This is a genomic window from Olsenella sp. CU969 (genome assembly GCF_905219715.1).
GTDB lineage: Bacteria > Actinomycetota > Coriobacteriia > Coriobacteriales > Atopobiaceae > Granulimonas > Granulimonas faecalis.
Genome location: NZ_CAJMXC010000048.1, coordinates 1 through 14,373, shown reverse-complemented (window position 1 = coordinate 14,373; position 14,373 = coordinate 1). Strand labels below are relative to the sequence as shown.

At 69.8% G+C, this 14,373-nt stretch carries 13 protein-coding genes, 1 other RNA gene and 1 pseudogene; 7 read left to right on the top strand and 8 right to left on the bottom strand.

The features are described 5' to 3' along the window. From JX283_RS05875 to JX283_RS08495, 6 genes are all read left to right on the top strand, one after another. On the top strand, window positions 1-214 hold a 214-nt coding region (locus JX283_RS05875; protein ID WP_204829745.1), incomplete at its 5' end, for a response regulator transcription factor. A gap of 121 nt (window positions 215-335) precedes the next feature. Next, window positions 336-1,292, top strand: a complete 957-nt coding sequence (locus JX283_RS05870; RefSeq protein WP_204829744.1) for an ABC transporter ATP-binding protein — start codon at window positions 336-338, stop codon at window positions 1,290-1,292. 9 nt (window positions 1,293-1,301) lie between these two features. Next, the gene (locus JX283_RS05865; RefSeq protein WP_204829743.1) at window positions 1,302-2,507 is read left to right on the top strand and encodes an ABC transporter permease; all 1,206 of its coding nucleotides are present in this window, start codon (window positions 1,302-1,304) and stop codon (window positions 2,505-2,507) included. A 13-nt stretch (window positions 2,508-2,520) separates the two neighbouring features. Next, entirely contained in the window at window positions 2,521-3,741 is a 1,221-nt protein-coding gene (locus tag JX283_RS05860) for an ABC transporter permease (RefSeq protein ID WP_204829742.1), read from the top strand. 229 nt (window positions 3,742-3,970) lie between these two features. Next, window positions 3,971-5,614 (top strand): DEAD/DEAH box helicase, encoded by a 1,644-nt coding sequence (locus JX283_RS05855; protein ID WP_204829741.1) that lies wholly within the window; start codon window positions 3,971-3,973, stop codon window positions 5,612-5,614. 292 nt (window positions 5,615-5,906) lie between these two features. After that, complete coding sequence (locus tag JX283_RS08495; RefSeq protein ID WP_239652495.1) at window positions 5,907-6,122, top strand: DUF6485 family protein; 216 nt, start codon at window positions 5,907-5,909, stop codon at window positions 6,120-6,122. A gap of 61 nt (window positions 6,123-6,183) precedes the next feature. Here the strand turns inward: JX283_RS08495 and JX283_RS05850 are convergent, their stop codons facing one another. Together JX283_RS05850 and JX283_RS05845 are read right to left on the bottom strand one after the other, a co-directional pair. Continuing rightward, window positions 6,184-6,687, bottom strand: coding sequence for a PTS glucose transporter subunit IIA (locus tag JX283_RS05850; protein WP_204829740.1), 504 nt, complete (start codon window positions 6,685-6,687; stop codon window positions 6,184-6,186). Between the two features lie 739 nt (window positions 6,688-7,426). Beyond that, window positions 7,427-9,042, bottom strand: a pseudogene (locus tag JX283_RS05845) (PTS transporter subunit EIIC). A 272-nt stretch (window positions 9,043-9,314) separates the two neighbouring features. Here JX283_RS05845 and JX283_RS05835 point away from each other — a divergent pair. Continuing rightward, complete coding sequence (locus JX283_RS05835; protein WP_204406781.1) at window positions 9,315-10,070, top strand: GntR family transcriptional regulator; 756 nt, start codon at window positions 9,315-9,317, stop codon at window positions 10,068-10,070. Window positions 10,071-10,150: 80 nt separating this feature from the next. Here JX283_RS05835 and ssrA read toward each other — a convergent pair. From ssrA to JX283_RS05805, 6 genes are all read right to left on the bottom strand, one after another. Next, window positions 10,151-10,519, bottom strand: a transfer-messenger RNA (tmRNA) gene (ssrA, locus tag JX283_RS05830). Window positions 10,520-10,563: 44 nt separating this feature from the next. After that, on the bottom strand, window positions 10,564-10,710 hold the full coding sequence (locus JX283_RS05825) for a rubredoxin-like domain-containing protein (RefSeq protein WP_135978899.1): 147 nt from the start codon (window positions 10,708-10,710) through the stop codon (window positions 10,564-10,566). Window positions 10,711-10,811: 101 nt separating this feature from the next. Beyond that, the gene (locus tag JX283_RS05820; RefSeq protein ID WP_239652493.1) at window positions 10,812-11,321 is read right to left on the bottom strand and encodes a flavin reductase family protein; all 510 of its coding nucleotides are present in this window, start codon (window positions 11,319-11,321) and stop codon (window positions 10,812-10,814) included. 44 nt (window positions 11,322-11,365) lie between these two features. Further along, window positions 11,366-11,866, bottom strand: a complete 501-nt coding sequence (smpB, locus tag JX283_RS05815) for an SsrA-binding protein SmpB (RefSeq protein WP_135978898.1) — start codon at window positions 11,864-11,866, stop codon at window positions 11,366-11,368. Then, window positions 11,866-12,711, bottom strand: a complete 846-nt coding sequence (locus JX283_RS05810; protein WP_204829739.1) for a hypothetical protein — start codon at window positions 12,709-12,711, stop codon at window positions 11,866-11,868. The genes smpB and JX283_RS05810 overlap by 1 nt, the downstream gene beginning before the upstream one ends. Next, on the bottom strand, window positions 12,712-14,373 hold a 1,662-nt coding region (locus tag JX283_RS05805; protein ID WP_204829738.1), incomplete at its 5' end, for a ribonuclease R family protein.

Here is a 14,373-nt window from a genome sequence, read left to right as displayed (position 1 = left end):
CGCCGAGGCCGCGCTCGAAGGCCTCACGGACCGCGAGCGGTCGGTCCTGGCGCTCGTGGCCGAGGGCCTCGACAACCGGGAGGTCGCCGGCCGCCTGTACCTCTCCGAGGGCACGGTGCGCAACCATGTGAGCGCGATACTGCGCAAGAAGGAGCTCCGCAACCGGGCCCAGCTCGTCTCGCTCTACTATCGCGGACCCGTCATCGCCCCCTGAGCCAGCACCCCTATCTAGCTGCGAAGACAAAGCCCGTGACAGAAGTCACTTCCGCTTCTGGCGGCCGTCGGGCCATGCTGTGGCCACGTTTTGGCACCCAGACCCACCGGGAGGACCCATCATGGACACAACCTCGCCGCCGACGCCCGCCGTGTCGGTGGAGAACCTCGTGAAGCGCTACGGCTCCTTCGTGGCCGTCGACCACCTCTCGCTCTCCATCCGGCCGGGGGAGGTCTTCGGGCTCCTCGGCCCCAACGGCAGCGGCAAGACCACTACCATCGACTGCATCCTGCAGCTGCTCANCTACGACAAGGGGCGGATCGAGCTCTTCGGCGAGCCCATGACCCCCACGAGCTACGGCCTCAAGCGCCGCGTGGGCGTGGTGCCCCAGAACATCGCCGTCTTCGACGAGCTCACGGTACGCGAGAACATCGACTTCTTCTGCGGCCTCTACGTGACGGACCGCGCCGAGCGCGCCCGCCGCGTGGACACCGCCGTGAACTTCTGCGGCCTCGGGGAGTTCGCCTCGTGGCGCCCCCGCAAGCTGTCGGGCGGCCTGCTGCGGCGCCTCAACATCGCCTGCGGCATCGCCCATCGGCCCGACCTCGCGTTCTTTGACGAGCCTACCGTGGCCGTGGACGCCCAGAGCCGCGCCCAGATCCTCTCGGGCATCCGCTCCATGAACGAGGCGGGCACCACCGTGGTCTACACCTCCCACTACATGGAGGAGGTCGAGGAGCTCTGCAGCCGCGTGGCGACCCTCGACCACGGGCGCATCATCGCCCAGGGCACCGTGGACGAGCTCAAGGCCCAGGTCAAGATCGACGAGACCGTCTCCGTCGAGCTCGCGAACCTGCCTGCGGGGCTCCTGGAACGCATCGAGGCGCTGCCCGGGTGCCGCGAGGCCTCCTATGGCGACGGCACCCTGCAGGTGCGCTGCGCCAACGGGCCCCACAACCTCCTCGACGTCCTCGGCGCCGTGCGCGACTGCCACNGCACGCCGGGCCGCGTATGGAGCGAGCCACCCACGCTGAACGACGTGTTCCTCGAGCTCACCGGCCGCAAGCTCAGGGATTAGGGGGTCNCCATGCTCANGAACTGNTGGCTCGCCCTGNTCACCCTGGTGCGCGACAGGAGCTTCCTCGTCTGGTGCCTGGGCCTCCCGCTAGGTCTCGCCACGATCTTCGTCTTCATGTTCCAGCCCCTGGAGCGGCTCACCGTCCTGGAGGAGCTCCCCGTGGCGGCCGTGCGCCCCGCGAACGGCCCCGAGGGCGAGGCGTTCCGGGACTTCGTGGACGCCCTCTCCGCGGGCGACGGCGCCCCGGCGGCCTTCTCGGTCTCCTGGTACGGCTCCGAGCAGGACGCCCACCGCGCCGCGGAGGAGGCCAGCTCCGCCATGGGGGGCGCGGGCGACGGGAGGGCGCCCATAGCCGTGGTGTCGCTCGACGGCGCCGACGTCTCCGTGGACCTCGCGCCCACCTCCGACTCCACCGTGGAGCTCGAGCAGTCCGTGGTGGTCTCGGTCTTCGACGGTTGGGCCGCCCGTATGGCCGCCGCGAGGGCCGTGGCCGAGAGGGACCCGGCGGCCNTCGCNTCGGAGGCCGTCGCGGCCGCGCTCTCGGGCGGCGGCCACGTGGACAAGGTCTCGCTCACCGAGACCGCGCCCAAGGAGACCACCGCCTTCTACTTCGCCCTCCTCGGCTTCGCCGCGCTCNTGAGCGCCCAGANCGGCCTCATGGCGGCGCTGACCCTCGTCCCCGGCGCCACGGGGTGCGCCTCGCGCATCACCGTGGGAGGCAGGCCCCGGTCCCGNCANCTCCTCTGCTGGCTCTCGGCCTCCTGGGCCACCTCGTTCGCGGGCCTGGCGGTGTGCCTCGCCTACANCTGCGTCGCCGCCTCCANCGACTTCGGGGCGCGGCTTCCCCNNGTGGTACTGGCCCTCGCCCTGGCCTCGCTCATGGCCACGGGGCTCGGCGGCCTCGTGGCGGTGACGGGGCCACGGGACGCCGGCGTCAAGGACGGTATCCTCACGGCCGTCACGTGCGTGGGCGCCCTGTTNNCCGGCCTCTACGGCGAGCCCGTCATGGAGANGGCCAACTCCCTGGCCCGCGAGGTCCCGGCGTCCGCCTGGGTGAACCCCGTGCGCCAGGTCATGGACTCGCTCTCCTCCCTCGTCTACTACGACAGCCTCGCCCCCTACTGGTTCCACCTGGGCCTCGTGGCCGCATTCGGGGTCGTGTGCTGCGCCGTTGCCGTCGTCCGCCTAAGGAGGCTGNGCCGTGAGAGTCTTTAGGTACGCACTGACCATGGCCGTCAGGAAGCCGNTGTTCTTNCNCANCTACGCCGTGGGACTGTCGTTCATGGGTGTGGCCATGGCCCTGGCGGTCGCATCNCCGCAGCCCGCGGNCACCGCCGCGGCCGTGGCCCGGCCCCAGGTGGACTGGGCCGTCGTGGACCGCGACGGCAGCGAGCTGTCCCGCGGCCTCGTCGAGGGCCTGGCCGGCCTAGNCACCCGCGAGGACGTGGCCGACAACCGGCTCGCCATGGAGGAGGCCGTGGCCCAGGGGCAGGTGGACTGCCTGTTCATCGTCCCCCCGGGCTTCGGCGACGACTTCCTCGCCGCCGCCCGGGCGGGCCGGGAGACGCCGTCCGTGGAGGCCGCCTACGGATTCGTGGGGGCCGGCGGCGCCCTGGCCTCCGCCACCGCCGATCGGTGGCTCTCCGCGGCGGCCGTGGCCGCGGCCGCCGACCCCGGGGCAGGCGGCGCGGCCGTCTCCGAGGAGGCCGCCAGGGCCGCAGCCGAGACCGTGTCCGTGGCGGTGCTCCCCTCCGAGCGGGCCGAGGGTGCCGACGGGGGCGTCAACGCCTTCACGTTCTACCTGCAGTGGTCCATCTACACCACCGTCGCGTCGGTCGTCGCGTGCACCGCTGTGCTCTTCTCGACGTTCAACCGCACCGNCGTGCGCCGCCGCGACCTCGCGTCGCCCGAGACCTACGCCTCCTACACCCTCCAGGTGGCGGGCGCGGCCCTGGCGGTCACGCTGGCGTGCTGGGGCGTCGCCACCGCGGTGGGCCTGGCGTTCTTCGGGGCCGACGCCGCGGCCATGGGGCCCGCGGGCCTCGCCGCCACCCTGGGCGCCTCGCTGGTCTTCTGCCTGGTCCCGCTGGCCGTGTCGTTTCTCGCGGGACAGTTCGGCTGCGGGCTCGGCGGCGCCAACGCCATCGGCAACCTCCTCGGCATGGCGATGTCGTTCCTGGGCGGCGCGTGGATCTCGCTCAGCCTCCTGGGCCCCGAGGTCCAGGCCGTGGCGCGCTTCACACCCGGCTGGTGGTACACCGACGCCCTCGCCCGGGCCCGCGACGTCGCCGGGTCGGCCGGCACCGACGCCGCCCTCGAGGCCATCGCGGTCGACCTCGCCNTGGTGCTGCTCTTTGCCGTCGCGCTCTTCCTCGTGGCCCTCGTGGTGGGAAAGCTGCGCGAGCAGACCGCCGAGGCCGGCGGCAACNNNGCCGTCGANGGGGCGTAGGCGGGCACCGCGACGGGCACTGCGCCTGAAAGCGCCTGAGGGTGCCCTCGGTCGCTTTCAGGCGCTGGCACCGGCGGCGGTCCCGTGGATTTTGCCTGCGATGACCGCGTGACGGCGGCGAGGGCGTGTAGAGTGTTCGAGTTGTCGGTCCGGGCCCACGCCGCCCATCGTCCAGGGGCCGCTCCCCCGCCATGGGCGGGCCTTGTGAATCGACCTGTAAGGAACCCTTTTGTCTGAAACCCAATCCAGCACCTTCGCCGAGCTCGGCCTCGGCACCAAGGTCCTTGCCGCCGTGAAGTCCCTGGGCTACGAGAGCCCCTCCCCCGTGCAGGAACAGGCCATCCCCGCCGTGCTCGCCGGGAAGGACGTGCTCGCCGCCGCCCAGACCGGCACCGGCAAGACCGCGGCCTTCCTGCTGCCCGTGCTCAACGACCTCCCGCACCACGGCAAGGCCAAGGGGCCGCTCTGCCTCATCGTCACCCCCACCCGCGAGCTGGCGATCCAGATCGAGGACGTGTGCCAGACGATCTGCAAGAAGACCGGCCACCGCTCCGTCACCGTGGTGGGCGGCGTCTCCTACGGGCCGCAGCGGGGCAAACTCGCCCGCGGCTGCGACGTGCTCGTGGCCACCCCGGGGCGCCTCATGGACCTCATGGGCACGGGCGACTGCGACCTGTCCGAGGTGACCACCCTCGTCATCGACGAGGCCGACCGCATGCTCGACATGGGCTTCCTGCCCACCGTGCGCAAGATCGTGGCCGCCTGCAGGAACCGCCGCCAGACGCTGCTCTTCTCGGCCACCCTCGACGAGGCCGCCGTGGGCGNGATCACCGACCTCGTCCACGACCCCGCCGTCATCGAGATCGCACGGCGCGGCACGGCGGCCCAGACCATCGACCAGTTTCTGCTGCCGGTGTCACCCGAGGTCAAGAACAAGCTCCTGGCCAAGGTGCTCGAGCGCGAGGGCCACAGCCGCGTCATCGTGTTCTGCCGCACCAAGCACCGCGCCGACGCCGCCTGCCGACGCCTGCGCAAGGCCGGCATCGCCGCGGCGCCCATCCACGGCGACCGCAACCAGAACCAGCGCGAGCGGGCGCTCCGCGACTTCCGCAAGGGTTCCATCGAGGTGCTCGTGGCCACCGACGTGCTGGCCCGCGGCATCGACGTGCCCGACGTGGACTATGTGGTGAACTTCGACGTGCCCGGCGACCCCGAGGACTACGTCCACCGCATCGGCCGCACCGGCCGCGCCGGGGAGTTTGGCTGGNCCCTCACCTTCGTGACGCCCGACGACGTGGACGACATGCTGGCCACCGAGGCCCTCATGGGCCNCACCGTGCCCGCCTTCGAGCGCACCAAGGGCCTGGACCTGGGCACCACGCCGCCCGAGCTGGACCCCGACCGCGTGCCGGCCAAGGTGAGGAACCTGCCCGCCTCCGGCAAGCACCGCAAGAGCCGCACGAAGGCCGCCGCCGCAAAGGCCGTGGCGCGCCAGGCCAAGCGCGACAAGGGCCCCCGGCCCTCCCACGGCAAGCCCAAGGCAAAGACCGGCGAGCGCGAAACCGGCAAGAAGACCAAAGACGCCACGGCCAAGAGCCCTACGGCCCCTGGCGAGAGGGGCAACCGCAGCANCAACGCCAAGCGCCAGGGAGCTTCGACCAAGGGCCGTGGCAGCCAGGGCCGCGGCGACAGCAGCCGCGGCAACGGGCGCCCCGGCTCTCGCAAGCGCAGCGGATCATCTCAGCGCGAGAGCGGATCCGGCCAAGGCTGGCAGAGCTACAACGGCCCGCGCCCCTCTAAACCCGCCCGCAAGAAGGGTCGCCGCCCCGGTGATCTGGGCGGAAAGACCCGCTCCAAGAGCGAACGTCGCTAGGAGCTGCGAGCAAACCCGCTTTGTGCCCCCTCGACCCATGCCAGGGAAGCCTCTGGCAGGGGTTTTTCCTTATCGGTGCTACGCAAGCCCGTGCCAGAGCGCTCCTTGGCATGGGTTCTCGCCGCTTGGCACCACTAAAACCCATGCCGCAGGGCCAGCTGGCATGGGCTTCTCCCCGCACAAGCCCCAAAACCCATGCCAGAGGCCCCCGCGGCATGCCCTATCCCCGGAGAATGACGCAGGATGGCACAATGAAGGGACTTCCCAGCCGNCAGCCTGCCGAGGAGCCCCTATGGACCAGCTCTCCCCCTTCTGCACCTGCACCGACCAGGTCTGCCCTTATCACCCGTCAAACCACCACCGGGGCTGTGCTCCCTGCATCGCCAAGAACCTTGCCGAGCACGAGATTCCCAGCTGTCTGTGGAACCTTGTCGACACCGCCAAGGGCCAGCCGTCCTNCTCCATCCGGGCCTTCGCCGAGCTCGTGGTGGAGAAGGACCTCCGCTGACATCCACCAAAAAAGGGGCGCGGTCCAAACTCGAACCACGCCCCTTGGACCACCGCGCCCGCTACTCGAACCAGATCACCGGCTCCCCAACCTTCACGGGGCCGGGCCCGCGCTTGCGCATGGTCATGCCGGCCGGCGCCTCCAGGACCACCACCATGACGGTGGGGTCGTAGCCGGCGGCGCGCACGGCGTCGGCGTCCATGGTCACCACGGTCTGGCCGGCCGTCACGGCGTCGCCCTGGGCGGCCGCGNCCTCAAAGCCCACGCCCTCGAGGTCCACGGTGTCGATGCCGCCGTGGACCATGACCGAGAGGTCCCCGGCCTCCACGCCGAACGCGTGCCCCGTGGGGAACAGCGCCGAGAGGGTGCCGTCCACGGGCGCCGCGAGCGGGCCGCCCACGGGCACGATCGCCACGCCGTCGCCCATGGTCTTCTCGGCGAAGACCGGGTCGGCCACCGACTCGATGGCCACGAGCTCGCCGTCGGCCGGCGAGAGGACGCGGGGCCCCTCGGGCGCCTTCTGCGCCTTGCCGGNCCCCTTGAACATGCGGTCGAACAGTCCCATGAACCTCTCCTTCCTCAAGCCTCCCACGCAGGGCGGCCCTCAAACTGTCTAGCCGTTGTNGANGNNCCAGCTCGCAAAGGCGCACAGGGCCGCGAGCACAACCACCACGATGGCGCCCGACACCTCGGCCGCCTTGGCGCCCCACGGACGCTCCTTGCGCCAGCGGGCGCGCTCTTTGGCCGTAGGTCTCCAAACACGCCACAGGAGCAAGACGATGCCGGCCAGCCCCGCCACGTTCTGCATGAGCATCTCAGCGCAGAGCAGCCCCACGAGGTTGGCCGCCGTGTAGCCTCCGCCGCCGTCGGCGTAATGCTTGTGGGCCAGATGGAGCAGGTAGGCCACGAGCGGTTGGATGCAGGCGGCAAGAAAGCTCACCGCAAAGGCGGGGCTTGAGGCGAAAAGGTCCTGCAGGCTGGCGATGCCGGCCGCATCGAAGTTGAGCGAGCCCGAGACGGCCATCCCGGCAAAGGGGCTCACAACGAGCAGCGCTTCCACGACGAGGAACATGCGACGGGAGCCCCTCCCGACCAGACGCGCCGCGCGTCACGGGAGCCGCGACGCCTTCGGCCTGCTCCCGAGACTCGCGGCGCTCGGGGTCGAGGCGCGTCCCGCGGCTGGCGGCCTGGGCGCGGTTTTTCTTGGCCATGGGCGAGGCTCCTTTCTGGGGCCGACGGCGGCCANGGGAGCCGGCGAGGCGAGCAACGCCCCGCCGGCCCAAACGATTATGAACTATATAAACTTACGAGAGCTCGGGCCANAATCCTTGTTGGCCTCGATGAGGTCGTNCGGGACGTCCTTGGCCACCTTGGCCGAGGGGATGGTGGCCGAGGGGGTGAGGGCCTGCCAGAGCTTCTGGTAGCTGCCCTCGGCCCAGGCCTGGACCACGGGCTTCTCCACGGAGACCTGCTGCTCCATCATGCCCTTCTGGAACTGCGGGATCTGACCCTGGCAGATCTTCTCGNAGCCGTTCCTACCCACGATGCAGGGCACCCCCACCATGGCGNTGGGGTCGAAGTTCGAGATGGCGCCGTCGTTGGGGACGATGAGCAGGAAGCACTCGAGGGTGTTCTCGGCAAGGGCGCAGGCGAGGTCGACGATGTCGGTGGCGTGGGCGTCGGCCTCGAAGTCGGACCCGACGGCCGTCCCCTTCTCGATGATCTCGCGGCAGGCGCCGAAGACCTTCTTCTCGCAGCCGTCCATGACCTCGTTNGNGCGGGTGTACTCGGGGTCGGAGGTCTCCACCACGTAGGCGGGGAACAGGTAGTACTTGAGGTAGGTGTTGGGGATGGTCTCGGGGTCGACGGCGTAGACGTCCTTGGCCTTGCCGAACGTGTGCACCCAGGACTCGTCGATGTGTTGGGCCTTGTCGCCGGAGGTCTCGAAGCCGTCCATGTAGCCGCTCTTGGCCATGTGCTCCTTGATCTGGGGCATCAGGTCGTTGCCGTCCCTGTCGAAGATCTCGGTGAACCAGCCGAAGTGGTTGAGGCCGTAATAGCTGTACTGCAGCTCGCGGCGGTCGGCGATGCCGCACATGTGGGCCATCTTGTCCATGAGGTCGATGAGCATGTCGCAGATGTTNATGATGCGGGAGCTGGGGCGCAGCATGCGGCAGGCCTCGGCCACGATGGCGGCGGGGTTGGAGTAGTTGAGCATCCAGGCGTCTGGGCTGTACCTCTCCATGTAGTCGAGGATCTCGAAGACGCCGCCGATGGAGCGCATGCCGTAGGCGATGCCGCCGGCACCGCAGGTCTCCTGGCCGACCACNCCGTGCTTGAGGGGGATCTTCTCGTCGAGCTCGCGCATGGCGTAGAGGCCCACGCGGATGTGAGCGAGGACGAAGGTGGACCCGGAGAAGACGCCGAGCCACTCGGGCAGCTCGAACTCGAAGAAGCGGTTGTGGATTCAGATGATGACGCCGGAGATGGCGAGGGCGCCGATCATGCCCATGTCGAGTGTCTTGATGCTGGCGATCATGGCCAGGCCGCTCGTGTTGCCGGTCTCGAGGGAGTAGTCGACGCCGAAGAAGCCGCCCCACTGGGAAAGCATGGTGGCGACGAAGTAGTNGAACGTGAGGTAGCCGACGAGCACCTCCATGCAGCACCGGGCGTTGTGCTTCTTGGCCAAGCCGATGGGCAGGGCCACGGCGAACAGGAGCGGCAACTGGTTGAACACGGTCCAACCGCCCTGCAGGACGACGTTCCAGACGCCGTACCCCATGGCGCCTTCCGCCGCCATGGGGCCGAAGATGACCCCGGTGGTGAACAGCATCCCCAACCCGATGACCACGCCGGCGAAGGCGAACAGCAGCACCGGGGTGAACATGGCCCCACCGAACTTCTGGATCTTCTCCATCATCTCGGGCACCCCCTTTCTTGTCTGTCGTGCNATGTCTTTTACTGGCGGCCCTCGGGCCGCCGCCTCGCACGGCCCCCGCGGCGCCACGGGGCATTACTTGTTCGTACAAGGTACGCATTCATGGTGACCAGACTTGTTCGTATAAGTTGCCATCTTAAGGGGAACCGAGGTGAACGGTCGTATTCTCCTGGCAAGCGTTGTACGAATAAGTTTGACGCAGGTAGAGTATGCTGGACGCTAAGAGTGACCGACCTTCTTTCGAGGAACCCACCGTGCCCAAGGCCATCTACCGACAGATCTACTCCACCCTCAAAGACGAGGTCGTGAGCGGCCGCCTCCCCTACCAGTCGTTCATACCGTCCGAGCACGCGCTCACGGAGCGGTTCGACTGCTCACGGAGCTCGGTGCGCCGGGCCCTGTCCCAGCTGGCGGCCGAGGGGTACGTGCAGCCCATGCAGGGCAAGGGCGTGCGCGTNATCTACAACCCGCTGCACGAGAGCCCCCGGGAGCGCGAGGACAGCGGCCTCGAGACCTACCAGGAGCTGGGCGCACGCCGGGGCTTCGTCCCCGAGACGCGCACCGTCGTGCTCGAGGAGGTGACCGCGGACGAGGAGCTCGCACGCCTCACGGGCTTCTCCCGGTCGAGCGGGCTCACGCACATCCTGCGCGTGCGCTACGCCGACGGGGTGGCCGTGGGCACCGACGAGAGCTTCTACCTCTCGTCCAGCGTGCCCGGGCTCACCCCCGCCATCGTCGACCGGTCGGTCTACCGCTACCTGGAGGAGGACCTGGGCATCCGGATCGTCACCAGCAAGCGCGTGGTGACCGTCGAGCGCACCAACGCCGTCGACGAGGCGCTCCTCGACCTCGGGGGTCTCAACGCCATAGCCGTCATGCGCTGCAACGCCTACGACGGCACCGGCATCATGATCGAGTACACGGAGACCCGACAGGTGCCCGGCTTCTTTGAGCTCTGCTTCACGTCACAGCGCAACCGGCCCGCCCGCGCGACGGACCAGACCGGCTGAGCCCGAGCCGAGCGACCGGCGCCCGGCCGGCACAAGAAAGCGGCCCTGCGCCATGGTCTGGCGCAGGGCCGCGTTGCCATTGGTGGAGGCGCGGAGAATCGAACTCCGGTCCTACATGGCCCCCTGGCGGGCATCTCNAAGCTCAGCCACCGATCGGGTCTCGAGCCGGGCTGGTACGGTGGCCCACGCACCCGGCTCCAGTCGGTTCCATCTTAGCCTGCGGCATACCNNCCACGTCCGCAGGTGCATCTCCCTAAGATGACACCTTGCACGGACCAGGAGCGAGCCCGTGCTCGGCGCGCTGGTTAGTTAAGACTAAGCAGCGAGGGCATACTGCCCAGAGAACTCAGTGTCGTCAATTGAATTTGACGGTACCCCTGTTTAACGTGGCGAGGAGACCACNGCTTGCTTCCCACCTCAGGACCATCCAGTCGAAACCNGTCGCCCCCGAAGGNAGAACGAGTCTAGCACANGGCCCGACCCGCAGGCAGGGCTAGTCCTCCTCGACGAGCTCGAAGAGCTCGGGGCCCACGCCGCACACAGGGCAGACGTAGTCCTCGGGAAGCTCGGGCTCGTCGATGGTGACCTCGTAGCCGCACACGGTGCAGCGGAAGGTGTAGGTCTTCTTCTCATCAGCCATGATGTCTCCTTTTTTGACGTGACGACGTGCCGGCGGGTCCGGCCTTGTCTTTAGATACCCCGTGGCACGCCCCGTAGGCGCGACAACCGGAACGGGCAGGCCTACTCGGCCACGTAGCTGGCGGCCTTGGGCGGNGTCTTGCCTTTGAGGGTGGTGTGGTAGTAGCTGTAGGTCATGGGCGCACCGTCACCCAGGTCGCGCGTCTCGACGACCTCGCCGAGGAACACGAGGTGCGTCCCCGCGTCCACGGTCTGGCGCACGGCACAGGCGCACATGCCGCAGCAGTGGTCGGTGGTGTAGACGTCGCCAAACTCGTCGGTGGCGCNGGAAAGCCCCTCGAACTTGTCGATGTCGGCGGAGCTGCGGAAGCCGAAGCGCCCGATGAAGGGCATGTCGGCCGACTCGTCGAGGACGGTCACGGCGAAGTGCCCGCTGGCGGCGATGCGGCCGCAGGTGACGTTGTCCTTNTTCACCGAGACGACGACCTGGATGGGCTCGGCCGTGACCTGCGTGACGGTGTTGACGAGGCAGGCGGCGGCGCCCTCCTCGTCCTTGGACGAGACGATGTACAGGCCGTAGGAGTGTTTGAACATGACGGTGGGATCCACCATGGCTCCCCCTTTCCGGGCGGGTGCGAGCGCCGGCCCGCCGCCGCTCATATACGTCGGTTGCGCTCCTTGAGTGCCCGGGCGATCTCTCGGTCGGAGTCGCGCTTGGCCATGTCGGCGCGCTTGTCGTAGAGCTTCTTACCCCGCGCGAGGCCGATCCGGAGCTTCACGCGGTTGTGCTCGTCGAAGTAGAGCTCGAGGGGCACGAGGGCCACGCCCTTGACCTTGAGCTTGCCGGCCAGGTAGTCGATCTGGCGGCGATGCAGCAGGAGCTTGCGCTTGCGGTCGGGGTCCTGCCCCCAGGCGCCGGTGTGGCTGTAGGGCTGGATGTGCATGCCGTGGAGCCACGCCTCGCCTCCGCGGACGAGCACGAAGGCGTCCGTGATCTGGGCGGAGCGCTCGCGGAGGCTCTTGACCTCGCTGCCGGTGAGGACGATGCCGGCCTCGAACGTCTCGTCGATGAAGTACTCGTGGCGGGCGGTGCGGTTCTTGGCAAGGACCTTGATGGAGGGGCCCTTCTTCTTTCCGCCCTTGGCGGGAGAGGCCATCACTTTCCCCCTTCCCCGTCGTCCGTGGAGCGGATGACGTCGATGAGCAGCGCGCAGGCCTCGGCGCCCACGAGGTCGCGGGCACGGAGGGTGAGCGACGCCGCGAGGTTGCGGTCGCCGGCGTCCGCGGCGTCGGTGGCGCACATGAGCAGGCAGACGGCGATCTCGGCGTTGGCGCCGTCGGGCAGCCCCTCGGCCTCGACCAGCTCGGCCGCCTCCCGGCGGGTCAGGGCATCGNGGTCGCCATCGGTGCCGCGGGCGGCGTCCANCATCTTCCCAAGGGCGGCATCGTCCTCAGAGAGGTTCTGGGCGCTCTTGAGGCAGGCGGCCGCCGTGCGGGGGCGCCCCGTCTCCTCGAAGTGCCGGGCGAAGTTGCAGTAGGCGCGCACGAGGTGCTGGGCCTCGCTGGCGCGGGCGAACACCGAGAAGGTGAGGGCCAGCCACTCGTCGATGTCNCCCTTGATGCGGTAGAGCTCGGCAAGGTCGAGGCGGTAGCCGCAGCCCATGGGGTTCCAGCGCACGGCCTGCTTGAGCGCCTCGGCGGCGCGGTCGTAGTCGCCGAGGTTCACCTGGGCGAAGGCGAGGTCGCCGTAGAGGCGGTCCAGGGGCTCCCCCACCTGCTCGAGGCGCCGCGGGTCGCGCTCCACGCGCCGGTAGGCGAGTCGGTCGAAGACCGTGGGGAAGCTGAACCACTGCACCTCGTCGGTGGTGTGGCAGTTGCGGTCGACGTACTCCTCGGCGTCGGCCGCCATGGCGGCGAGCATGGGCTCCGCCTGCTCGGNCTGNCCGGCCGCAAGCAGCNTCTCGGCCTGCACGAGGTCGGCCGTCATCTGGCTGAGGTCCATCTAAGACTCCCGTTCTCCGTTGTGGCCGCACCCATTGTGGCACGGCTCCCCGCCATCGTCGGCCAGGGTGAAGTCGATGCGCCCCCGGGGCACGTCCACGGCCTCCACGCGCACCCGTACCCGGTCGCCGAGGCCCCNCCGGGTTCCGTCCTCCTCGCCCGTGAGGGTGAGGCGCCGGTCGTCGTAGGAGAACCACTGGTCGCCGAGGCGCCGCACGGGCACGAGGCCGTCGGCGCCGGTGCCGTCCAGGGTCACGAACAGGCCGAAACGCTCGCAGCCGCTCACGACGCCACCCTCCACCGAGCCGATGCGCCCCGCGTAGAACTCGGCCATCTTGATGGCCTGCGACTCGTGCTCGNCCNCGGCGGCGCGGCGCTCGCCGTCGGAGCAGTCGCGGCACCGCTGGGGCAGCAGGCGCTCGGCGGCGCGCCACTCCCGCGTGGAGAGGCGCCCGCGGGCGAGAGCCTTGAGGGCGCGGTGCACGAGGATGTCGGGGTAGCGGCGGATGGGGCTCGTGAAGTGGCAGTAGGCCTTGGCACCGAGGGCGTAGTGGCCGTCGTTGCGTGGCAGGTAGATGGCCCGCTTCATGGCCCGGAGCAGCAGCGTGGAGGCGAGCGTCTCGGCCACGGTGCCGGCCGCGCGCTCGAGCACCCCCTCGATGGCGAAGGGGTCGCCCGCGGCCACGGCCGCCGCCTGGGCGGCGTCCACAAGGTCGAACTCCTTGAGCACCGGCACCACGCGCGCGAGGTCCTCCGGGGAGGGCTGCCCGTGCACGCGGAAGGCCGTGGCCACGGAACGCCCGGCAAGCTCGGCCGCCACGGCCTCGTTGGCGAGGAGCATGGCCTCCTCCACGAGTTCCGNGGCCGNGGTGGGGCGGCGCACGATGACATCCACGGGGCGCCCGTCGGCATCCACGGTCACCTTCGACTCCCTCGAGGCGAAGTCGATGGCGCCCCGGCGGTGCCGGAGCACCCTGCGCTTGTAGGCCACCTCGTCGAGCACGGCGAGCGACTCGGCCACCACGGACGGGTCGCCCTCGGCCACGGGCAGGTCCCGGGGCTCCGACCCGCCGCCGAGGAGGGCGTCCACCTGCCCGTACTCCAAGCGGGCCCGCGAGCGGNTGACGGCCGGCGCTATGCGCGGCGACCCGGTCACCGCGCCNTCGCGGTCGAGCTCCACCGCGACGTTCATGGCCAGGCGGTCCATACCCGGCACGAGGGAGCAGACGTCGCAGGACAGCGCCTCGGGCAGCATCGGCAGCACGCGGTCNGCCAGGTACNCCGAGCAGGTGCGCGACGCCGCCTCGGAGTCGAGCGAGGAGCCTGGCCCCACATAGTGGGTGACGTCGGCGATGGAGACCGACACCTCGTACCCACGGTCGGTGCGGCGGGCGAAGACGGCGTCGTCGTAGTCGCGGGCGCCTGTGGGGTCCACCGTGACGCACGGGACGTCGCGGAGGTCCAGGCGCCCGGGCTCGGACAGCGCCTCCTCGATGCCCGCCCTCACGTAGGACGCCTCCCGCTCCACGGAGGGCGGGAACGAGCGCGGCAGGTCGTGACGGGCGATGACCGCCTCGATGTCCACATCCACGTCGTCGGGCGAGCCCAGCCGCTCGTCGACGGTGACCACGCCGGCCTCCCCGCGGGACGGGTAGGCGAGGAT